At 72.6% G+C, this 20,705-nt stretch carries 18 protein-coding genes and 1 pseudogene; 12 read left to right on the top strand and 7 right to left on the bottom strand.

The window, feature by feature from the left end; translation table 11 throughout:
• The first annotated feature begins 122 nt into the window (after positions 1-122).
• Complete coding sequence (locus tag ACZ5NJ_RS05455) at positions 123-845, top strand: SMI1/KNR4 family protein (protein ID WP_468763013.1); 723 nt, start codon at positions 123-125, stop codon at positions 843-845.
• A 228-nt stretch (positions 846-1,073) separates the two neighbouring features.
• Here the strand turns inward: ACZ5NJ_RS05455 and ACZ5NJ_RS05450 are convergent, their stop codons facing one another.
• Both ACZ5NJ_RS05450 and ACZ5NJ_RS05445 read right to left on the bottom strand, forming a co-directional pair.
• Entirely contained in the window at positions 1,074-1,745 is a 672-nt protein-coding gene (locus ACZ5NJ_RS05450; RefSeq protein ID WP_468763011.1) for a response regulator, read from the bottom strand.
• Positions 1,742-2,926 carry a sensor histidine kinase gene (locus ACZ5NJ_RS05445; protein ID WP_468763009.1) on the bottom strand — a complete coding sequence of 395 codons (1,185 nt, stop codon included), beginning with the start codon at positions 2,924-2,926 and terminating at the stop codon, positions 1,742-1,744. The genes ACZ5NJ_RS05450 and ACZ5NJ_RS05445 overlap by 4 nt, the downstream gene beginning before the upstream one ends.
• 372 nt (positions 2,927-3,298) lie before the next feature.
• On the opposite strand from ACZ5NJ_RS05445, the gene ACZ5NJ_RS05440 reads away from it, so the two are divergent.
• The 3 genes from ACZ5NJ_RS05440 (at position 3,299) to ACZ5NJ_RS05430 (ending at position 5,743) form a co-directional block, all read left to right on the top strand.
• A complete protein-coding gene (locus ACZ5NJ_RS05440) occupies positions 3,299-4,774 on the top strand; it encodes an alpha/beta hydrolase family protein (protein WP_468763007.1) in 1,476 nt (491 codons plus the stop codon).
• The gene (locus ACZ5NJ_RS05435; protein ID WP_468763005.1) at positions 4,771-5,016 is read left to right on the top strand and encodes a hypothetical protein; all 246 of its coding nucleotides are present in this window, start codon (positions 4,771-4,773) and stop codon (positions 5,014-5,016) included. Before ACZ5NJ_RS05440 ends, ACZ5NJ_RS05435 begins: the two co-directional genes overlap by 4 nt.
• 100 nt (positions 5,017-5,116) lie before the next feature.
• On the top strand, positions 5,117-5,743 hold the full coding sequence (locus ACZ5NJ_RS05430; RefSeq protein WP_468763003.1) for a DUF6193 family natural product biosynthesis protein: 627 nt from the start codon (positions 5,117-5,119) through the stop codon (positions 5,741-5,743).
• On the opposite strand, the gene ACZ5NJ_RS05425 is transcribed toward ACZ5NJ_RS05430, so the two are convergent.
• Positions 5,730-7,649, bottom strand: coding sequence for an SMI1/KNR4 family protein (locus ACZ5NJ_RS05425; protein ID WP_468763001.1), 1,920 nt, complete (start codon positions 7,647-7,649; stop codon positions 5,730-5,732). The genes ACZ5NJ_RS05430 and ACZ5NJ_RS05425 overlap by 14 nt on opposite strands.
• Before the next feature lie 1,071 nt (positions 7,650-8,720).
• On the opposite strand from ACZ5NJ_RS05425, the gene ACZ5NJ_RS05420 reads away from it, so the two are divergent.
• The 3 genes from ACZ5NJ_RS05420 to ACZ5NJ_RS05410 all read left to right on the top strand — a co-directional run bounded on the left by ACZ5NJ_RS05420 (position 8,721) and on the right by ACZ5NJ_RS05410 (position 12,371).
• Positions 8,721-9,611 (top strand): phosphotransferase, encoded by an 891-nt coding sequence (locus tag ACZ5NJ_RS05420; protein ID WP_468762999.1) that lies wholly within the window; start codon positions 8,721-8,723, stop codon positions 9,609-9,611.
• Positions 9,608-11,569, top strand: a complete 1,962-nt coding sequence (locus ACZ5NJ_RS05415) for an ATP-binding cassette domain-containing protein (protein WP_468762997.1) — start codon at positions 9,608-9,610, stop codon at positions 11,567-11,569. The genes ACZ5NJ_RS05420 and ACZ5NJ_RS05415 overlap by 4 nt, the downstream gene beginning before the upstream one ends.
• Positions 11,570-11,648: 79 nt before the next feature.
• A complete protein-coding gene (locus ACZ5NJ_RS05410; RefSeq protein WP_468762995.1) occupies positions 11,649-12,371 on the top strand; it encodes a class I SAM-dependent methyltransferase in 723 nt (240 codons plus the stop codon).
• On the opposite strand, the gene ACZ5NJ_RS05405 is transcribed toward ACZ5NJ_RS05410, so the two are convergent.
• Entirely contained in the window at positions 12,358-12,498 is a 141-nt protein-coding gene (locus tag ACZ5NJ_RS05405) for a hypothetical protein (protein WP_468763175.1), read from the bottom strand. The two genes, ACZ5NJ_RS05410 and ACZ5NJ_RS05405, sit on opposite strands and share 14 nt — an antisense overlap.
• Positions 12,499-12,543: 45 nt before the next feature.
• On the opposite strand from ACZ5NJ_RS05405, the pseudogene ACZ5NJ_RS05400 reads away from it, so the two are divergent.
• Both ACZ5NJ_RS05400 and ACZ5NJ_RS05395 read left to right on the top strand, forming a co-directional pair.
• Positions 12,544-12,687, top strand: a pseudogene (locus ACZ5NJ_RS05400) (integrase core domain-containing protein); the annotation flags it as partial.
• Positions 12,688-13,499: 812 nt separating this feature from the next.
• The gene (locus ACZ5NJ_RS05395) at positions 13,500-14,717 is read left to right on the top strand and encodes a lipase family protein (protein WP_468762993.1); all 1,218 of its coding nucleotides are present in this window, start codon (positions 13,500-13,502) and stop codon (positions 14,715-14,717) included.
• 250 nt (positions 14,718-14,967) lie between these two features.
• Here the strand turns inward: ACZ5NJ_RS05395 and ACZ5NJ_RS05390 are convergent, their stop codons facing one another.
• Positions 14,968-15,822, bottom strand: coding sequence for a hypothetical protein (locus ACZ5NJ_RS05390; protein WP_468762991.1), 855 nt, complete (start codon positions 15,820-15,822; stop codon positions 14,968-14,970).
• 507 nt (positions 15,823-16,329) lie between these two features.
• Between ACZ5NJ_RS05390 and ACZ5NJ_RS05385 the strand changes: the two genes are divergently transcribed.
• Both ACZ5NJ_RS05385 and ACZ5NJ_RS05380 read left to right on the top strand, forming a co-directional pair.
• Positions 16,330-17,148, top strand: a complete 819-nt coding sequence (locus ACZ5NJ_RS05385; protein ID WP_468762989.1) for a glutamate ABC transporter substrate-binding protein — start codon at positions 16,330-16,332, stop codon at positions 17,146-17,148.
• Between the two features lie 188 nt (positions 17,149-17,336).
• Positions 17,337-17,591, top strand: a complete 255-nt coding sequence (locus ACZ5NJ_RS05380) for a hypothetical protein (protein ID WP_468762987.1) — start codon at positions 17,337-17,339, stop codon at positions 17,589-17,591.
• A 76-nt stretch (positions 17,592-17,667) separates the two neighbouring features.
• On the opposite strand, the gene ACZ5NJ_RS05375 is transcribed toward ACZ5NJ_RS05380, so the two are convergent.
• Positions 17,668-19,239: an ABC transporter permease gene (locus ACZ5NJ_RS05375; protein ID WP_468762985.1), complete on the bottom strand. Its 1,572-nt coding sequence runs from the start codon at positions 19,237-19,239 to the stop codon at positions 17,668-17,670.
• Positions 19,236-20,147 (bottom strand): ABC transporter ATP-binding protein, encoded by a 912-nt coding sequence (locus ACZ5NJ_RS05370; RefSeq protein ID WP_468762982.1) that lies wholly within the window; start codon positions 20,145-20,147, stop codon positions 19,236-19,238. The genes ACZ5NJ_RS05375 and ACZ5NJ_RS05370 overlap by 4 nt, the downstream gene beginning before the upstream one ends.
• A 69-nt stretch (positions 20,148-20,216) precedes the next feature.
• Here ACZ5NJ_RS05370 and ACZ5NJ_RS05365 point away from each other — a divergent pair, with 69 nt between their 5' ends.
• Positions 20,217-20,705, top strand: coding sequence for a GbsR/MarR family transcriptional regulator (locus ACZ5NJ_RS05365; protein WP_468763167.1), 489 nt, complete (start codon positions 20,217-20,219; stop codon positions 20,703-20,705).

Below are 20,705 nucleotides of genomic sequence, written 5' to 3'. Positions count from 1 at the left end.
AGCTTCGCCTCCACGGTGTCCTTCGGATTGTTTGGGCCGGCGCCGGGCCGCCGAGGACGAACGAGAGGCTGGGCCTGCAGCGGCTCGCCGCCCGGGTTGCAGAAGGCGGTAGCGTTCTCGGCATGCTGGACGGTCCTGATGTAGCGGTGGCTCTGCGAAGCGGGGTGCGTACCCGCTCCGATGCGTGGCAGTTCGTGCGCTGGTTCGCCGATGTATGGATGGGCCGTCCGGTGGGTCCGGAAGACGGCTTCACCGCAGCAGAGTTGGCGGCCGTGGAGGCCGATCTGGGATTCGAACTGCCGCCCGCCTTGAGTGAGGGCTATGCGCTCTTCGGCCGTCGGGACGACATGACCTGCCAGCAGGACCCCCTGGTCAAGCCGTCCGGTCTCTATATCGATGACGCCGTGGGCGGCGTCCTCGTCTACCGCCGTGAGAACCAGGACTGCGCTTCCTGGGGAATCCCGCTGGCTCACATCGAGCAGGACGATCCCCCGGTGGTGGTGGAATCGCATCAGGGGTGGATTCCCTTTCTCGACCGGATGTCCCTCGCATGGGTGGAGCTGGTGCTGAGCGAGTCGCTCTTCGCGGCGGACCACCTCTATGACGCCTGCGAGCTGCCCGACACACTGATGCCGGATCTCCACGCCCGCTATGCCCGGGTCCGTTTACCCGACCATCCGATGTGGGCGAGCGGGGACGACTCTCCGGTCCGCTGGTACGCGGCTCCCGGGAGGTTGGTTCGCCGGGACGGCCTTCAGGACCAGTCGTGGATTCATGCGCGTGGGCGCACCATTTCCGATCTTGAGGCCGTTCGTGAGGAGCTCCCAGGCCTCTGGGTTGGCTGAAGCCCCGCCGCTACCGGTGCGGGCGTAGTCGGTGTGGGGATCGAGCAGACGAGCCGCCCCGCGGGCGGTTGAGGCCCTCACCTCCAGTACCACCTCCACCAGGCGGGCGAGGAAGCTCTGCCACGGCGTCTCGTCCTGGCATCCTCCCGGCCCAGCACCCTTTGAGGCGAGGGCACAAGCCCTGGCCGAGCCCGCGGCCGAGCGCCGCGGGTCGGCTCCGGTGTGCCGTCAGGTGGGGTGGACGAGGCGGCTCTCGTAGGCGAAGACGACGGCGTGGATCCGGTCGCGCAGGTCGAGCTTGTGCAGGATCCGCCCCAGGTGGGACTTCACCGTGGCCTCGGCGAGGTGCAGGACGGCCGCGATCTCGGTGTTGGACAGGCCACGGCCCACCTGGACGAGCACCTCGCGCTCCCGGGTGCTGAGCCGCCGCAGCCGCGCGGCGCGGGCGGCGCCGGCGCTGTCCCCGGCGTCGGGCAGGTGCGGCCGGAGGCTGTCCAGCAGGAGCCGGGTGATCCGTGGGGAGACCACCGCCTCGCCCGCCGCGACGCTGCGGATCGCGCCGAGGAACTCGTCCGGCCTGGTGTTCTTCAGCAGGAAGCCGGAGGCTCCGGCGCGGAGGGCGGTGAAGGCGTATTCGTCCAGGTCGAAGGTGGTGAGGATCAGCACCCTGCTCCGCGGGGAGACTTCGACGACCCGGCGGGTCGCCGTGATCCCGTCCGTCCCGGGCATCCGGACGTCCATGAGGACGACGTCGGGGCGCAGCTCCCGCGCGAGGCGGACGGCCTGGTCGCCGTCGCCGGCTTCGCCGACCGGTTCCATGTCGGGTTGGGCGTCCAGGACGGTGCCGAAGGCCATCCTCAGGAGTGCTTCGTCGTCGGCGATCAGGATGCGGATGGTCATGCCGCTGTGGCTCCGGCGCTGTTGAGGAGGAGTCGGGTGCGGACTTGCCAGCCGCCGTCGGGGAGTGGTCCGGCCTGCAGGGTTCCGCCGTAGGCGGTGGCCCGCTGGCGCATGCCGGCGATGCCGTGCCCGGCCGGGTCGGCGGTGACGGTGACGGTGGGAGTGCGGGGCGGGCGGGGGCCGGTGTCGGTGACGTCCACGGTGACGGTGCCGGCGGCGCACCGGATCAGGACGGTGGCCCGGGTTCCTGCGGGGGTGTGCTTGAGGGCGTTGGTCAAGGCTTCCTGTACCAGGCGGTAGACGGTGAGTTGGGCGGTGGCGGGCAGGTGGGTGTGGTCGCCGTGGACGTCGAGCCGGGTCGGGAGTCCGGCGGCGCCCATCTGTGCGGCGAGGGCGTCCAGTTGGGCGATGCCGGGGAGCGGGTGGCGCTCGGCGTCGGGTTCGTCGGGCCGCAGGATGCCCAGGGTGCGCCGCATGTCGGTGAGGGCCTGCCGGCCGGTCTCGGCGGCCTGGACCAGCGCGGCGGTGGTCCGGTCGGCCGACCGGTGCTGCGCGGCGAGGGCGGCGTCGGTGAGCGCGACCATGACCGACAGGTTGTGGGTGACGATGTCGTGCATCTCCCGGGTGATCCGGGTCCGTTCCTCGGCGACGGCCAGTCGGGCCAGGTGCTCCTGTTCCAGCTCCAGGCGGCGGGCGCGTTCCTGTTCGGCGGCGAGGTAGGCGCGGGTGGTGCGGGCGTTCACGCCGAGGACGGCGGTGGCGAGGACCGTCGCGGTGACGGCGACGAACGGGGTGAGGAAGGCGCCGTCCGTCGTCCAGCGCAGGCACGCCATCAGTACGCCGGCCTCCAGGACGGCGCCGGAGGCGAGGGTGACGCGCCGGCTGGAGCGCGCGGCGACCGTGTAGAGGACGATCAGCAGGGCGACGTCCGCCGGGAGTTGGACGCCGGCCAGCCACTGGACGAGGGCCGCGGCCGCCACCGCGCCGAACACCGCGAGCGGGGCCCGGCGCCGCCACAGCAGGGGCAGCGCGAGGGCGGCGGTGAGGGCGAGCGGCGCCGCCAGCTCGTGAGGCGGGTAGATGGCCACGACGTGGAGCAGGAGGAGCGCCGGCAGCAGCGCGTCCACGACCACCGACGGCAGCCGCCGGGCGACGGTGACCCGGCGCAGGGCTCGTGGCACTCGCCGCGCTCGTGGCGTTCGTGGCAGTCGTCGCGTTCGTGGCGTTCGTGGCGCTGGTCCGGAGGCGTCCTCGGTCATCCCACGCCCCCTGTCGGTCCGGTGTCACGGCAGCCCCGGCGCGTACCGCGGCCCTGCCACGGTAGGCGGTGGGCCGGGCGGCGCACATGCGTCCACCGGCTGATCACCCGGTGCCGGGGTACGACCGCAGGAGGAGTCCCACCACCTCCCGCGGTCGCAACGCGGCGGCCTCCGGGGTGGGTTCGGCTGCCACTCGGGTGGCACAGGGACGTGCCGCGGAGGCCGACCGCGGGTGCACGGGTCGGCGACCCGGGGCCGATGCGGCGGGGCGGAGCCCGCGCCGAGGATGGCCGGATGACCGAGACGATCACGGGAGTTGCCATGTCCCTGCTGGAAATCCTCACCCTGCTCGCTGCCCTCGCCCTGGTGGTGGCGCGCTGGCTTCCCCCCGGTGCCCGCCCGCGCGCCACGCTCGCGGCGGGCGCGGTGCTCGTGCTGTCCGTGCTCGCGCTGGGCCTGACGAGCGGGATCCGCTGGCAGCTGCTGCCCGTCCTGGCCGGTGCCGCCCTCGCCCTCCCGTTCGCGCTGGCTCCCCTGCTGCGGCGGCGTACGGGTCGGGCGCCGTGGCGGGCCCGCTGGTGGCTGGCGCTGCCCGGGTCGCTGGCCTGCGCCGGTCTGGTCGCCGCGGGACCGGTGGCGGCCTGGGCGTTCCCCGTCCCCGAGTTCCCGGAGCCGTCGGGGGAGTTCGCGGTCGGCACCCGCGTGCTGCAGTGGACCGACTCCGGGCGCCCCGAGACCTTCACCGCCGAGCCGGACGACCGGCGCACCGTCGTGGTCCAGCTCTGGTACCCGGCGCGGCCGAGCCCCGCGGACGTCCCGCGGGCGCGGTACCTCGGACGCACCGAGCAGGAGGCGCGGACGGTCTCCGCCGCGCTCGCCCGTGGGGTCGGCCTGCCGGGGTTCCTGGTGGAGGGTGTGCCGCAGGCCCGTTCCCGGGCGGTCTTCGACGCGCCGGTGGAGGGCCGCGGCGGACGGTTCCCCGTCGTCCTCTTCTCCCCCGGGTCCGGCGGCGTGCGCACCCAGAACACCGCCTGGGCGGAGGAACTGGCCAGCCACGGCTACGTCGTCGCCGCCCTCGACCACCCGTACGACTCCGCCGCCGTGGTCCTCGCCGACGGCCGGACGGTCACCACCGCGACCTCCTCCAGCGGCGACCGGGACGAGGACGAGGCGCTGGCGGCCCGCTGGACCGCGGTGCGCGCCGCCGACCTCGGCTTCGTCCTCACCCGGCTCGACGCCCTGGACCGCGGCGAGAACGCCGACCCGCTGACCGGCCGCCTGGACACCGGCCGGGCCGCGGTGACCGGCCACTCCCTGGGCGGCGCCGCCGCCCTCCAGGCCGCCCGGCAGGACCACCGCTTCCGCGCCGTCGTCGACCTGGACGGCTACCCCCACGGGCCCCTCTCGCCCGCCCTCGGGCAGCCGACGCTCGCCCTCACCCAGGACCTCACCTCCGCGACCGACGCGCGCTACCTGCCGCGCCTCACCGAGGCGCTCGCCTCCGATACCGCGACGAGCTACCGGCTCACCGTCCCCGGCGCCGCACACCTCACCTTCATGGACGGCCCGCTCTACCTGCCGCCGGTGCCGGCGATCGTCGGCACCCTGGGCCGCACCGAGAGCCCGCGCATCGTCGCCGGTGCGACCCTCGCCTTCCTGGACGCCGCCCTGCGCGCCACCCCCGGCGACCCGGCCGCCGCGCTGTCGGCCTATGGCGAGCTGAGCATCCACCACCCGGACGGGACGTGGGTGGCCGCGCCCTCCCGGTGAGCCCGCCACCCCGTCGGCAGGGGGCGGGCGTCCCGTCGGCGCCCGGCGGTGCGACGGCGCGGTCAGGCGAGGCGTCCGCCGCCGTCGGCGTGCAGGTCCTGTGGCGGATCGACCGCAACCGCGAGGGCACCATGGCGTTCCGGCGCGGATCCCTGGAGCAACAGCCGAACGGCTACAAGCACTGGGTCTTCGGTGACGCGCCGTCCACCAGCCACACCACCGGATCGCCATGCCGATCCTGACGGGCGTGCGCGCCGGGTCCGGACCCGCGCTGACCGTCCACGAGGGCAGGATCACCATCGTGTGGCGCCACCCCGGGCCGGGCGAGACCCGGTGCCCAGCATGTTGGGGGCAGTACCGCCAGGCCGTCTGGCCTCGGCAGCCGGGCTCGTGCCCGTCCGACCGAAGCCGTACAGCCGTCGCCTACGGCGGGTCTTCTGCGTGACGACCGGCTGTTCGGCACCGCGCCGTCGGCTGGGCAGGCGGCCTGACAGCCCATTGAGACGCAGGCCATCGGACATTAGGGTTCCGAAAGCACCTCAGAGGGGGGACCTGAACATGGATGTACCAGGCGATTCCGGTGAGTCGGTCGAGGCAGAGTGGGACCTACGGGCGCGTGCCGCCGCGCAGTGGGACGAACGCTCCCGAAGCTCCACGACGACATGGGTGCCCCCGATCATGGAAGCGCTCGTTGAAGCAGCTCGGAACAGCGCACTCGCCCGGTTTCATCCCTTCACCAGCCACGCCAGGCTGTGTTTCAGCACTGGTGGCCGGCACTGGGTGGGCGACGGCCAGGTACTCCCCGTGTGCATCGCGCTCCTCCCCGGGGACACCTACTCGGTGGCGCACAAGCACGATCCCGCCCAGGTGCTGCTCGAAACGACCAGCGCCGACGAGGCCGTGGCCACGGCTGTAGCGGCGCTCCATGAGCATCTCCAGGCAGGGGCCAGCGGGGTCAGCCGATGCTGATCGTCGTGTACGTCTCTCCGGGGCCGGGAGGGCGGCTCCAGGAGAGCGACTCGAAGGTGTGCAGCCGGCCCTCGGTGAGGGCGAGGCGGGGCAGGGTGACGCCGTGGAGGCGGGCGATGGAGTCCAGGGCGCGGGCTGCGGCCGCGGCCTGGCCGTCCTCGTCGGGGGCATCGAATCCGAGGGTGGTCCAGGTCAGTTCGGCAGGTACCTCGCCGGCGGCTCCTTCGAGCGTCCCGGCGCGCACGGTGAACGCGTAGCGCAGGGTGCCACCCTCGGCGGCCGATACGTGGAAGACCGGGATGTCCCAGCGGCACTCGTGCCAGATCACGATCGCCCACCCGCCGCCGGCCGAGGCGACCGGCGCGGGAGAGACGAAGCGCGCGGTGTCGAATCCGGCGGAGGGGTCCTGTTCGAAGGCGAAACTCCAGCCCGGTCCGGCCCGGCCGACGCTGAGCAGTGCCTTGTCGTCGTAGCTGGAGAAGACCCGCTGGTCGGGTCGGTGGTGCCGGGTGACGTCCCACTGCCGCAGGGGCGGGGAGAGCCGCGTGCCGGGCGATGACCCGAGCAGCGCGGGCAGCTCGTCCGGGGCTACGCCTTCGACGAGGATCATCCGGTAGTCGCTGACCGAGGTCTGCCAGGGGCGCAGCCCGCCGGGCCGGACAAGCCAGGACAGGCCGTCGGGGTTCCGGTCGGCGGCGGGGGCCGGGGCCGGGCCGCTCTCGCCGCCGCGCGGGGTTCGCAGGAGTTCGAGGCGCCGTTCTGCGGTCAGTACCGGGGCGAGCAGGGGGTCGGCGAGCAGGCCCACCGGCGCGATGTGGCCCGGGCCGAGCGGCTCCCACGACGGGATCGCAGCGCGCACGACCTGCCAGGCGGCATCGGTGTCGCCCCAGCGGGCCTGCCGGCGGGCTTCAAGCACGGCCTCGCCGAACGATCCACCGGGCCGGTAGCGGTACGTGCCCTCGCGTACGGCGCGCTGGATGTCGGCCGCGGCCTGCGCGGTGTCGGGGAAAACCTCGGGGTCGGAGTAGTGCCAGTCTTCCGCGGGCCGGCCGCTGTCGAGCAGCACGGTGGCGTACAGGGGGAGCTGTTCGCTGAGGAAGCGGGGGTTGTCGGGGTGCGGCTGCGGGGCCCCGTACCCGCGCGTGCCTTCCAGCTGTGCGATCTGGTCCAGGAGTTCGTGTGCGTGGGGCCGGCCGTACTTCTGCGCTTCCGTGAGCAGGGCGGCCGCCTCTTCGTGCCGGCCGCGCAGTGCCGCGGTCCGGGCCCGGGACACGGCGGCGTCCTGGGCCCGGGTCGTGTCGTTGATGAACGCGGGGCCGTCCACCCCGTTCCGGCCGGGCGCGAGCGTGTGGAATTCCTGGTGCATGGCGATCATGAACGCCGCGAACGACGGATACCGCTCAGGGTCCCCCTCGGCCCGCCAGGACGCCCACACCCGCACCGCCCATTCGCCGTCCGGCCCCACGTCCTGCGGGTCGAGCAGCACGAAGGTGATGTCCGACTCGACGTCCAGTTGCAGCGCCCGGGACCACAGACCCACCTGAGCCCGCACTTCCTCAGGGTTGTCCTCCTCGCCCCAGAATGCGTCGAAATCCTCGCCGAGGCCCATCGCATCGTCGTGCCAGTGCGCCTCACGGGTGCCGGCCAGTTTCCAGACGAAGGCGCCGGCGTGCCGCCAGCCGTCACTGACCCGCAGGAACTCCCGGTAGGAGGGCGGCATCGTCCGGCCGAGCCGGTCCTCCATCGCAGCGATGTCCGCCTCGGTGGCCGGATCGACTCCGAGCCACCTGCCTCGCCATGCTGCGACATCGTCGGGGCTCAGCTCATCGACGTCCCCGTGCGCGTCCGCCCACTCTTCGCTCCACCGGGACAGGAAGTTCCGCCAGTCGACATGTTTGATCTCCATGCCGGTGATCCTCGCAACGGGCACCGACAAACAGGGTGCCGCGACGTGCCTCAGGGCTCGGTCTGGTCCGGACGGAGTGCCGCCCGTGCGTCCCGACGCAGCTGCTCTTCCCACCCGGCGGCCCGGTCTTGAAGCCCGGGCGGTCCGCCGGGGGCGGGGACGGCGAGGCGGCGGCTGACTCGTCTCGCGCAGCACCGGGGCGGCGACGCCGACGCCCCCGAACAGCGGTTCACCGTCTGGCGTGCAGTCCCAGCGCTCGGGTGCGCGGCGGCGTGCCAGTGCGCGGCGCAGCTTCACAGGGGCGCAGCGGGGGGCGGTGCGTATTTCGAACGTAGCGGCCGGTCCGCGGGCGTGGGCACCGAACGCGAGAACCTCACCCGGACGTGCGCCGACCGCGTCGAAGGTGCCGATGTTAGCCGCCGTCCCGACCGTCGAGGGGCAAGACGCTCCGGGTACTCACCCGGCCGCGGGCCAGATCGAGCCACTCTCGCGGGCGCCGGATTCCGGGCTGGCCTGGAGAGTTCCAGAAACCTTTCCTCCGACATCACTCCAGTTCAGAGCGCCCCAGCTCGCCGGTGGCGGCTGGTGGCAGAGCGGGCCTGGGATGACCGGATCCCGGTGCTGGCGGCCCGGATTGTCAGTGGTGTGGGCGAGGGTCCGTCCGCAGAGCGAAGCCACACCACACCGAAGGAGACGGGTGCTGTCGACGCGTCATGCAATCCGCCGCTCGGGCGACCGTCCCGCAGCCTTCCCCGTACGTGTGAATCGAACGAAGCGAGAGGTGCCGCCCACGCAGACGGCACTTGCCGTCCGCGTCCCGACGTCGAACCTTTGCTCGGCTCGTCGCCCACGGCTTCCCGTAGCGGCCCTGCGATCGCGTCCGTTGTCCGGGTGCTCCACCCCGTTTCCGAACCGAGGAGAAACAGTGAATCCCGTCCGCTTGGTCACCCTTCGCCCTGTTGTCGAGAACCCTCCTGCCGCGGCCGCCGAGGCCCTCGCGCACCGGCGACCCGTCGACGTCCGCCGCGTCCTGTTCGCCGCAGCATCACGACCGTCATCGGGGTGGGGGGCATGACCGACCCGACCACCGCGCCCCCGGCCCTGCTCGCGTGGGCCGGGCGGGCGCTCGGCGCCCGTCCCGCCATCAGGGACGTCAGCCACCCGCGCGAGAGCTCCCGCGTCTGGCGGCTCGACCTGCCCGGAGCGCTCCGCTTCTACCTGAAGGTCTCCCCCAAGGCCGTGAGGTACGAGCGCGAGACGCTCGCGCTCCGAAGTGCCGCACCGGCCCTCGGCGCCGGCGGTGCGCCGCAGCTGCGTGCGTCGAGCGCGGAGAATCTGGCACTGCTGCTGACCGCCGTCCCAGGACGGCCGCTCAAGCAGCTGGAGCTCTCGCCCGTGGAGGAAGCCCGCGCGCACCGGCACGGCGGCGCCTTGCTGGCCCGCCTCCACGCGGCCGGTGACCTGTCCGGTCCTCGACGGGCCGAGGCAGCGCAGGCTCTGCGGGCCGCGGCCGACGGCGCCGAAGGGCACCTGGCGGCGGCCGGGGACCGGCTGACCACACCGGAGCAGAACCTGGTGCGCCACTCGGCCGACGAGCTGCGGGCCATGCCGCCGCTGCCACTCGCGTACATCCACGGCGACGCGTGGGACCGCAACCTCATGTGGTCGACCTCCCGACAGCAGGCCGGATGGATCGACTTCGAGCGCTCCCGGGCCGCGACCGCCGTGCAGGACTTCGTACTGATGGCCTGCTCCACCTGGACCGACCGGCCCGACCTGCGCGCCGCGTGCCTCCAGGGCTACGGCCGCAACCTCACGGTCAAGGAGCAGCACGCCTTGAAATGCCTCGCGGCGATCGACGCGGTGAGCTGCCTGGTCCGAGGACCGAAGCTCGACGACCCCCACGTCACCGCACGAGGACGGCGCACCCTGGACCGGCTGATGGCGGGGGTGTTCGCATGACCGCACCGCACCACCAAAGCGACGCCCCGGCCGCCGGCGCAGCAGACGTCAGCGGCGCAGCAGACGTCAGCGGCGAGGCGGCGTCCCTCCCGGCCGCACGGACGGGCCCTCCACAGCCATCGGCACCACCGGAGCTCGACTACAACGGGCGCAAACACCGGCGGGCGATGGACGACGCCACCTTGTGGGACATGGCCCGCCGCATCCCCGCCGCTCTGATCCAGACGGCCCGCCTGGCCTGGAGCGTCGACCGGCGCATGGCCCTGACGATCGTGGTGTGCCAGGTGCTGTCCGGCGTCGGCACGGCCGTGATGCTCACCGCCGTCGCGAAGGCGCTGCCGCGGCTGATGGTCGACGACCCCCGACAGGGCCTGGCCCATGCGTGGCCGGCGCTGGCCGTCGCCGTCGTCGCGATGGCCACCGGCGCGTCCATGTGGATCCTCGCGGACTGGGCGACCCGACGCCTGAATCCGAAGATCGCTTCCGCCGCGGACCTGCAGCTCGTGGATCTCCACATGCGGGCCGAACTCGCCGCCTACGACGCGGAAGGGTTCGGCGACCGGAGCCAGGCGGCGGAGATCGGCGCGCTGCGCGCCGTCGACCTCGCCGACGACGCCAAGACCCTCACCAACGGACTCGTCCAGCTCGCTTCCGCCGCCGTGGTACTCACCGCCTTGCATCCCCTGCTCCTGGGCGTGCTGCTGCTGTCCGTCGTCCCCCGCGGTCTCGGCGGCGTGATCGCCGCCCGGGTCGACTACCGGGTCCACGACCAGACCATCTCCGCCCGCAATGTCCGCGGCATGATGCGCTGGTGGCTGACGACGGCCGAGCTCGCCGACGAGCTCCGGGCCAACACCATGCGCGGCTACCTGCACTTTTGGTACCGGTCCATGTGTGAACGGGTCGAGATGCGGGAGGTCGCCGGGGCGCGCCCGTATCTGAGGATCACGCTGCTGGCCGCCTCGCTCGGCGGCCTGTTCACCCTCGTCATGTGGGCCTCGCTGGCCGGCCTGGTCCTCACCGGGTCCATGACCACCGCGATCGCGGGCACGGCGGTCGTCGCCTCGCAGACCGCCGGCCGCGCCCTGAACTCGATCATCCGCTACTCGACGGTCATGTTCCACCACGGCCTCTACCTCTCCGACTACTACGAGTTCATCGACGAGGTCCGCGCCATGACCACGGCCCGCGGCACCGCGCGGGCCAAGCCCCCGCGGCAGATCCGCCTGGAAGGAGCCTCCTACACCTACCCGAGCAAGGAGGCCGCGGCCGTCCAGCCGATCACCCTCACCCTGAACCGCGGCGAGGTCGTCGCCCTCGTCGGGGAGAACGGCGCCGGCAAGTCCACACTGATCCGCATGCTCACCGGACTGACCGTCCCGACCGACGGGAAGGTCCTCTGGGACGGCACCGACCTGGCCGGTGCCGACGCGGAGTCGGTGTGGCGGCACGTGGGCCTGGTGCCGCAGAAGCACGGGCACTGGCCGCTCGCCGCCCGGGAGAACATCACCCTGGGACAGCCCCGCGAGCACGGCGACGAGCGGATCTGGGACGCGGCCGAACGCGTCGGCATGACCAAGACCCTGCGTGATCTCCCCCAGGAACTGGAGACGCTGCTCGCCCGGTCGGTGTGGGGCGGCCACGAGCTGTCCGGAGGGCAGTGGCAGAGGCTGGCCTGCGCGCGGGCGATGTACAGGGAGCCGGCCGTGCTCGTCCTGGACGAGCCGACCAGTGAGATGGACGCCCGAGGAGAGCACCAGATCTTCCGGGAGCTGCGGGCCATGGCCTCGGAACGGATCACCGTGGTGGTCACCCACCGCCTCGACAACGTCCGGATGGCCGACCGGGTGATCGTCCTCGATCAGGGAACGGTCCGGGAGCAGGGCTCCTTCGACGAACTCGTCGCGACCGAGGGGAGTTTGCTCGGCGAGCTGTACGCCCTCGCCCAGGACCGCTGACCCGCGGCCCCCCGCAGAGTTCCCCGCGGGGCCGCGCATACGACGCGGCCCCGCCACTGTCCCGACGTCAAGGAACGCCATGCACAGCGCCGAGTCCGAAGCCGTCAACGCCCGCGCCTGGGCCACGTACGGCAGCCACCATCTGCAACGGGGCACCGACACCCCGGAAGCCGACCGCATCTTCTGGGGATTCTGGCCGACCGGCCCCGGCGCCGAAGTCCTCGGCGACCTGACCGGCCTGCGCGTCCTGGACCTGTGTTCCGGCCTGGGCAGACACGCCGCCCACCTGGTGCGCGAGTACGGAGCCACGGTCGACGCCGTCGAAGCATCCGCCAGTCAGCACGCACGCGGCCTCGCCCGCTACGGCGAACTCCCAGGTCTCACCCTCATCCACGCCGACGCCGTCGACCACCTGCACCAGGCCGAGCCGTACGACGTGATCTACTCCCTTCACGGCTTCGGCTACATCGACCCCCACCGCTTGCTGCCCGCCCTCCGGCTGGCCCTGAAGCCCGGGGGGCGCCTCGTCTTCTCCGTTCTGCACACCAACGCCCTCGGTCACGAGCCCTCTTCGAGCGTCACGCCGCGCGCGGAGATCCTGCCGCTCGCCGGCGGCCAGGACCAGTCTGTGGAGATGTGGGTTCTCACCCCGGAGCTGTGGGAGGACCTCTGCGTCGACAACGGCCTCCTCCTCGACAGGATCGACGCACTCGACGCCCCCGAGGACGACGATCCGGTCTCCGTCCGCCTCTACCGCGCGCACGGTCAGACCTCTGCCAGGTCGTGTTTCAGTTCTCGCTGACCTGCCTGGTCGGCCGTCCGGGGAAGTCGCGGGCGGCCAACCAGATGGTGAGGTCGTGGGCGATGTCGTTGATGCTGGCCGCCGTGGTGACCTCGTGCTCGTTGCGGGTGGTGTCACGGCGGACCACGATCGAAGGCAGGGGGCCGCGCGCCGGATCCGGAGGGACAACGCCGGTGTCGTCAGCGACGACACCGGCGTCCTGAACGAAAAGCTCCGAGAATGGGAGGACTACTACAACTACCACCGCCCACACGGCGCTCTCGACGGCCAGACACCCTACGAACGCCTCAAGCAGAAGACCCAGAACCGGATGTAACCAAGCTCCGGCAGACGCACACCTAGCCGCTTAGACCAGGGCGGAGCGTTCATCACCGCAAAGAGTGCACTGTGCCCTGGATCACGCCTTGGAGTTGAGCTGCGCGGCGCGACGGGCGGCGGCGGTGCGGTCGACGCCAGCAGTCCGGAACCGGTGCCACGGCCGGGTCCCGTACGACGAGGTCCGCCGGCGCCTGGAGGAGCAGCGGATGTGTGAGGGGAGGCAGGAGAAGACCGAAGCGCACGCCCGGCGGATGCAGGAGCAGCAGGGGGTGGCCCCCGCCCACTCGGGCCCGGGCGGGTCGGAGGGCAGCTCGGTGACCCTGACGGTGAGCGCGCGCACCGAGGGCCGGCGGGTCTCCAGCGGGGCGGCGAGCTCGGGTGGGTCTGCTTCGGAGGCGCACGGGGGCGCGGAGTCCCGATGGCCAGTGCCCCTTGGCGCGGTGCGCGCGCCAGGTGTCGTTGCCGCCCGGACCCGATCAGCCCACATACCTTTCGGCTGTCGGCAGGGCCGCGCAAGTCATCGGTCGTGCGGCGCCGAAGCCGGCGCCGGCGCCAGGCGTACTCGGGCAGCCAGAACCGCCACCGGGTCGCGGCGCCACCCGGCCGAAGGCGGTCCCTGCGGTGACTCATCCGGCAGACGAGGGAAGGCGGCAGTACATGACTATGCGCAGTGGCGAACCAAAGGTCGACGTCAGTACCGACCCGTGGACAGATGCGGAGGGCGCCGACAAGGCACAGGGCGGGGCGCCGGAACCGCTCCGGCAGGGAGTGCTGTTCACGCCCGCACTGCGGGGGGACACGGCCCGTAAGGTGAACAAGCCGAATACGGTATGGCAGCTCACCGGCGCGTTCGCATACGAGGGGGAGACGGCCACCGGCACCGCCGCCGTCTACTACGGCCTCGACGCCGACGGCACGCCCCACGAGGGCCTGGTCAACCCGATGATCTTCGCGGACGGGTTCAACTACGGCGAGAGCGAACTCGGCGACCTCTACGCCCACCTCGACGCGCCCTACAACGCCGACGGCAAGCGGCTGCTCAGCCAGCTGCTCGCCGCGGGCGTGGACGTCATCCTGCTGGGCTTCAAGGAGCGCCACACCCACATCCAGGCCAACGCAGCCGTCGCGGTCAGCGCCATCCGCAGGGCCATCGCCGACCGGCAGGAGGGCGGTTCCCCCCTGATCGTGGGCGGCGTCAGCATGGGCGGCCTCATCACCCGGTACGCGCTGGCCTGGATGGAGAACGAGGGCGAGGACCACGAGAGCCGCATCTACCTCTCCTACGACTCACCGCACAACGGCGCCTGGATCCCGGTCGCACTGCAGCAGCTGGCGTACTTCTTCGAGTCCGTTCCCGACCCTTCCGGCAAGCCGAAGCAGGCCGAGCTGATCAGGAGCGCCGCCGCCCAGCAGCTCCTGTGGGCCTGGGTGCCGAACGCCAAGGACTCCGGCGCCGTCGCGACCTGGAGCGAGAAGCGCGTCCGGTTCCTCCAGGACCTGAAGGACATCGGGTGGTTCCCGTCCAAGCCGGGCCTGCGCAGGATCGGCGTCGCCAACGGCACCGGTGACGGGACCGGGGGGCCGCTGCTGCCCGACGAGCCGGTCTTCGACTGGAGGGCCCCGGGAATCGCCCGCGCGGTCCTGCGCACGCAGCCGGCCTTCGGCCAGCTCCAGGAAGTCGTACGGATGTCGGCCCTGATCTTCGGTTACCGTACGAGCCGGACCAGCGAGATCCCCCCGCTCGACGGCGCGCCCGGTGGCACTCTCGCCTCCTACGGCATGCTCGCCGACGCGCTCGGCGCCGCGATCGACGAGCGCCACCGCTCCGGCTGTTTCGTGCCCTCGGTCAGCGCCGTCGCCCTCAAGTACGACCCCGTCACCTGGGACGTCGACCTCACCACCCACCTCAACGACCTTCCCCCCGGCCGTAGTGAGCTGGACGCCTTCAAGTGCGACGACACCAATTCCGAGCACAGCCTGGTGACCGAGAGCCTCGCCGAGTGGATCCTCGCCGAACTCATCGGCTGACCGCACCGGCCGCCACCAGCAGGGGCGGAACCGAACCGAGTACAACACCGGGCTGTCCGACCCGGCGGAGCTGCTGATCCTCCCAGCCGGCCCGACGAGGACCCAGCCACGTCACGGGGCCCCCGCGCACAGCGCCGGGGCCCTTCGCGTCTCTCAAGAATGGCGATGTCCTCCACCACGCCGTGCATGCCGTTGCCCTGCGCCCACCGTCTTGAAGGTGATCGTTCTGGCAGCCCGGCCTGGCGGGCGGTCAGCCCCGTACTACGGTGAACAGCACTGGCGTGCGGATGCCGAGGTGAGCGGCAGAGTCGGCCACCGTCGCGGCGAGCCAGCCGACAGCGTCGCAGGACCACTCCGCCAGCTCGCCGGAGAGTGTCACCCCCTGCGAGGGTGGACCGTTCCAGAAGCGGTCGTCGAACGGCGGGGCCGGGAAGGCATCGGGGGGTACGGCCTCGTCGATCCTGCCGGTGAACACATGCTGGTCCGCAGGGGCGATGCGGCGGGCGAACTGTGGGGCCATCGCGGGGATCGCCGGGTCGAGGCCCCCGTCGACGCGGACCTTCACCGGCACCCGGGCCCGGGGGTCGCACTCCCCGAACCAGCCCGGTGTCCGCATGGAGGGCACCAGCGCGTAGGGCGGGCGAGCCGAGGCGTCGATGCCCTGCATCGGTAGGAGAACCTGGACCGCGGAGAGGTGCGCGGCGCCGATGCGTTCTGTCGTGTCCTGCGCGCAGCGCAGGAACGGTTGCACGGGAAGGGGCCTGTCGTCGGCCAGCGCGCTCACTTCGACCTGGAACCACGAGATCAGGTGTGGTCGCGGAGCGGCAAGGGGGTGGGTCCAGCCCGCGTCGTTCATGGCCCACAGCCCCGGGGCGACGTGCGTGCGCCGGCCGGAGGCGTTCGCTTCCTCAGAGCCCGCCCTGTCGTCAAGCCAGCCCATCGCCAGCGATCGCTGGTGGAACAGCTGGTATGCGTCGTGCTCTGACGCGGGATCGTGCCACGCGTACGCGACGAGCTCTCCGTAGAGTGCGGCGAACATGGTTCCCGTAGTGCGACGAGCGGCGGGCGCCACTCCCGGCTGCGCGACGGCGTCCTGCTCCGACATGTCGCTCTCCCTCTGTACGGGAATGGACGACCCACCTGCGGAGGGGGCCGACAGAGCCCTTGGCTGCCACTCCAGCAGCAATGACGGTGAGACGGAGCCTGCCGCTGCGCATGAGAAGTCCCCTTCGGAAGAGGGGAAATCTACCTCTATGGGATGAACCAAGGTGTCGCTCGACAGCCGGCTCGCCGGCTCGCCGTGGTGACCGCGCCGGAGCCGTCTCGGCTGGCCGATGCTGCTGGGCGCGGAGCGTGAAGGACCGGACGGGGGGCGGCCGGCCGGGATGGTGGCGGTGGCGGTGGCGGTGGCGGTGGCGGTGGCGGGCGGAACTGGGCAGAAACGCCGGTCGAGCCGGATCGTTACCTCAAGTTTTGCCCAGATCAAGTGACACCGCGGCGGCAGCATTCATAGCTTCCTCGTACACGCGTCTTGACGCTTTACGACACCGCGGTTCCACGCGCACCGGCGATCCCGCTCCGCGTCCCGCGTACCCGAGGAAAGAGTTGCAACATGAAGGTCCCCAAGGCTGGTGCGATGGCCGCTGTGATCGGCCTCGCCCTGACCGCCACCGGCTGCGGCGGCGACGAAGGACCCAAGGGGACCCTCTCCATCGGCATCGCCTTCGATCAGCCCGGTATCGGCCTGCGCGAGGCGGGGGACACCTTCTCCGGCTTCGACGTGGACATATCCAGGTACATCGCCAAGGAGCTCGGCTACAAGCCGGAGCAGATCGAGTTCAAGCGGGTCGACAGCTCCGAACGCGAGCTGCTGCTCCAGTACAACGATGTCAAGTTCGTCGCCGCGACCTACTCGATCAACGACAAGCGGCGGGAGAAGGTCGACTTCGCGGGCCCGTACTTCACGGCCCACCAGGACCTGCTCGTCCGCGCCGGCGACGCCACCATCACCAAGGCCGAGGACCTCAACAACAAGAGGCTCTGCTCCACCACCGGCTCCACCTCGGCGCAGAACATCAAGCAGAACCTGGCGCCGAAGGCCAGCCTGCTTGAGCTCGACGGCTACTCGGAGTGCGTGGTCGCCCTCCAGGACGGCCTGGTCGACGCCATGACCACGGACAACGCGATCCTGGCCGGTTACGCCGCCCAGAAGGGCAACACGGGCAAGTTCCGCCTCGTCGGGCTGAACCTGAGCAACGAGAGCTACGGCATCGGCATCAAGAAGGGCAACCGGGATCTGCAGGCCAAGATCAACGCCGCCCTCAAGAAGATGGTCAAGGACGGCTCCTGGGACGCGGCCGTGAAGAAGAACTTCGGCCAGGCCAACTTCAAGCACGAGCCCGCCCCGCAGGTCACCTCCGCAAGCAGCTGACGACGCCACGCCCCGGGCGCGCCAGGGGGGGAACACGCCCCTCTTGCCGCGCCCGGGTCAGGTCCCCGAAGACCGCCCCCGCCGCCTCCATGTCCTCCGCCGGCAGCGTACGAGGCCTGCCGGGGCGGCAGGAGGGGTGCAGTGCACAGGGGCCGCCGCGTGTGCGGCGGTCTGGCATCCTGCGACGCATGACCTACTGGGACCCGATACCCGCCGTCCGCGCATTGGTGGGCAGGCCGCACCCGTTGTGGCGGAACGGCCTCGTGCGGGCCGATTGGTCCGAACCGGCGCCCAACGGCTGGGCGAACCGGGATTGGCGCAACGTTCCGGGCCCGTTCTACACGGCCGGCACCGACAACTGCTTCACCGGCCGACGGTGCGCGCCGGACCATGTCGCGTACGAGGACGAGTACTGCACCGGCCTCCCGGAGCTCGGCAGGTAGGTCGGGGGCACCGCACGGCGGTGCCCGGTGGGCCGGGGGCGGGGTGGCGGGTTCCGGGAGGGACGGCCTGGCGGGTCTACGCCGGCATGTCGCGGCGGCGCAGGGCCGCCAGGCCGGCCGCCGTCAGGGCCGCCGCCAAGGCGGTGAGGACCAGGAGCGGCACCGGCTGCCAGCCGCCGGGGCCGGGGAGCCTCGGCAGGTGGGCGAAGGGCGAGAGGTCCAGCACCGGCCGTGGCAGGTCCAGGGCCGGACCGAGCCAGCCCAGTGCCAGCGCGGCCCCGGCCGCCGCCCACGCGACGGCCGCGTACCGCGGGGCCGCCCCGTACAGCAGGGCGGCCAGTCCGCCGAAGACCCACACCGCCGGGAGCTGCACCAGGCAGGCCCCCACCGTGGCGGCGTCCCCGCCGTGCCCGAGGGCCAGTCCGATCCCCGCCAGGAGCAGGATGAGGGCCGGGCCCGCGAAGGCGACGGCCAGGTGGCCGCCGGCCCAGCGCAGCCGGCCGACGGGGTGCGCGAGCAGCGGCTCGGCGCGCTGCGAGGTCTCCTCCCCGTGCAGCCGCATGACGCAGGAGACGGCGAACAGCGCGGCGGCCATGCCCAGCAGCCCCGCCATCGCGGCGAGGAAGGCCTCGGTGAGCCCGCTCCGCCCGCCCATCCGCTCGATGATCTCGCGGGTGCGCTCGTTGCCGCCGACCACCTCGGCGACCCCGTCGGCGATCCCCCCGAAGACCACCCCGGTGGTGAGGAAGGCAGCGCTCCAGCCGAGTACGGCCGCCCGCTGGAGCCGCCGGGCCAGTGCCCCCGCCGAGCCGAGGCGCCCTTCGGCCGGGCCCGGCCGGGCGGGCAGGAAGCCCGCGCCCAGGTCGCGGCGGCCCGCCAGCGCGTAGGCGGCGGCCGTCAGCGCCGCCGCTCCGGCGGCGAACAGCCCGAGCACCCACCAGCGTTCGTCCGCGAAGGCCCGTACGTGCTCCAGCCAGCCCAGCGGTGAAGCCCAGGTCAAGGCCGACCCGGCTCCCGGGGTACCGGCATCGCCCGCCGCACGCATCACGAACGCGGCCCCCAGCGCGGCCGCCACCAGCCCCTTCGCGGCCCGGGCGCTCCCGGTCAGCTGGGCGGCGACGGCCGCCACGGCGGCGAACACCAGCCCGGTCCCGGCGATGCCCAGTCCGAGCGCGAGGGCCCCGGCCGCGCCCTCCCCCGCGAGCCCGCCCGCGATCAGCACGGCCACGGCGGCATCGGCGGCGAGCGCGGCCAGCAGGGCGGCCGTCAGCGGGGCCCGGCGGCCGACCACCCCGGAGCAGAGCAGCTCGTGACGGCCCGTCTCCTCCTCCTCGCGGGTGTGCCGCACGACGATCACCAGGCTCATCACGGCGGCGAGCACCGCCCCGAACACCCCGGTCCGCCAGGCGGTGAGTGCCCCGAGGGACTCGCCGAACACCGGCCCGTACAGGGCCCGCATCGAGCCGTTGGCGTTCATCGAGGCGGCGACGGAGGCCCGTTCGGCCCCGGTGGTGTACACGGCGCCGAGCGCGCCGGGCATGCTCACCACCAGCAGCCCGGCCGCCAGCACCCAGACCGGCGTCGTCACCCGGTCGCGGCGCAGCGCCAGCCGCAGCAGCGTGCCGGTGCCGGTCAGCGGCCCGTTCATCGCCCGTTCACCCCGCCCGGCCGGCCCTCCGGGGCGTAGTGGCGCAGGAAGAGTTCCTCCAGCGTGGGCGGGGCCGCGGTCAGGGAGCGGACTCCCGAGGCGGTGAGGGCGCGCAGGACGGCGTCCAGTCCGGCGGTGTCGGCCTGGAGGCTGATCCGCGGTCCGCGCACCTCGACGTCGTGGACGCCGGGCAGGTGCGCGATGCCGTTCGGGGGGCCGGCGAGCTCGGCGGTGATCGCCGTACGGGTGAGGTGGCGCAGGGCGGCGAGGGTGCCGCTCTCCACGGTGCGGCCGGCGCGGACAATGCTGACCCGGTCGCAGAGGGCCTCGACCTCGCTGAGCAGGTGCGAGCTGAGCAGGACGGTGCGGCCGGCGTCGCGGGCCTCGGTGACGCAGTCCCGGAAGACCTCCTCCATCAGCGGGTCGAGCCCGGAGGTGGGCTCGTCGAGGACGAGGAGTTCCGCGCCGGAGGCGAAGGCCGCGACCAGGGCGACCTTCTGGCGGTTGCCCTTGGAGTAGGTACGGCCCTTCCGGGTCGGGTCGAGTTCGAACCGCGCGAGCAGGTCGTCCCGCCGGGCCCGGTCGAGGCCGCCGCGCAGGCGTCCGTACAGGTCGATGACCTCGCCGCCGGTGAGGTCCCGCCAGAGGGTGACGTCGCCGGGGACGTAGGCGACGCGGCGGTGGAGGGCGACGGCGTCGGCCCACGGGTCGCCGCCGAGCAGGGTGGCGGTCCCGGCGTCGGCGCGCAGCAGGCCGAGGAGGATCCGCAGGGTGGTGGACTTGCCGGCGCCGTTGGGGCCGAGGAATCCGTGGACCTCGCCGGTCGCGACGTCCAGGTCGAGCCCGTCCAGGGCAGGGGTACGACCGAACGCCTTGCGGAGCCCGGCGACGCTGATGGCCTTCGTCATGAGTCCGAACGTACGCTCATTTCACAAAGTTGTGAAGATAGGGAATAACGTAAAATCCTGGATGTGACGATGGACGACGACGGAACCCGGGACGGGGAGGCGGCCTCCCGCTTCGTGGAGCGGTTCGCCGCGCAGCTCACCGAGGCGGGCATGCAGCGCATGGCCGCCCGGGTCTTCGCCTGCCTGCTGGCCAGCGACAGCGGCGCGATGACCTCGGCGGAGCTCGGCGCGGCCCTGCGGATCAGCCCGGCGGCGGTATCGGGCGCCGTCGCCTACCTGGCCCAGGTCGACATGGTCAGCCGGGAGCGCGAACCGGGCTCCCGGCGGGACCGCTACGTACTCCACAACGAGCTCTGGTACCAGACCTTCACCCGCCGGGACCAGGCCCTCGCCCGCTTCGAGCAGACCCTGCGCGAGGGCGCGGCGGGCCTGGGCCGGGACACCCCGGCGGGGGCGCGGGTGGCGGAGACGGCGGCGTTCTTCGCGTTCCTGGAGCAGGAGATGCACGGCGTGATGGACCGCTGGCGCGCCCACCGGGCCACCCTCGACCTCCCCTGA

The organism is Streptomyces sp. NPDC032091 (genome assembly GCF_055580265.1).
This window is presented reverse-complemented; position numbering and strand designations above follow the sequence as displayed.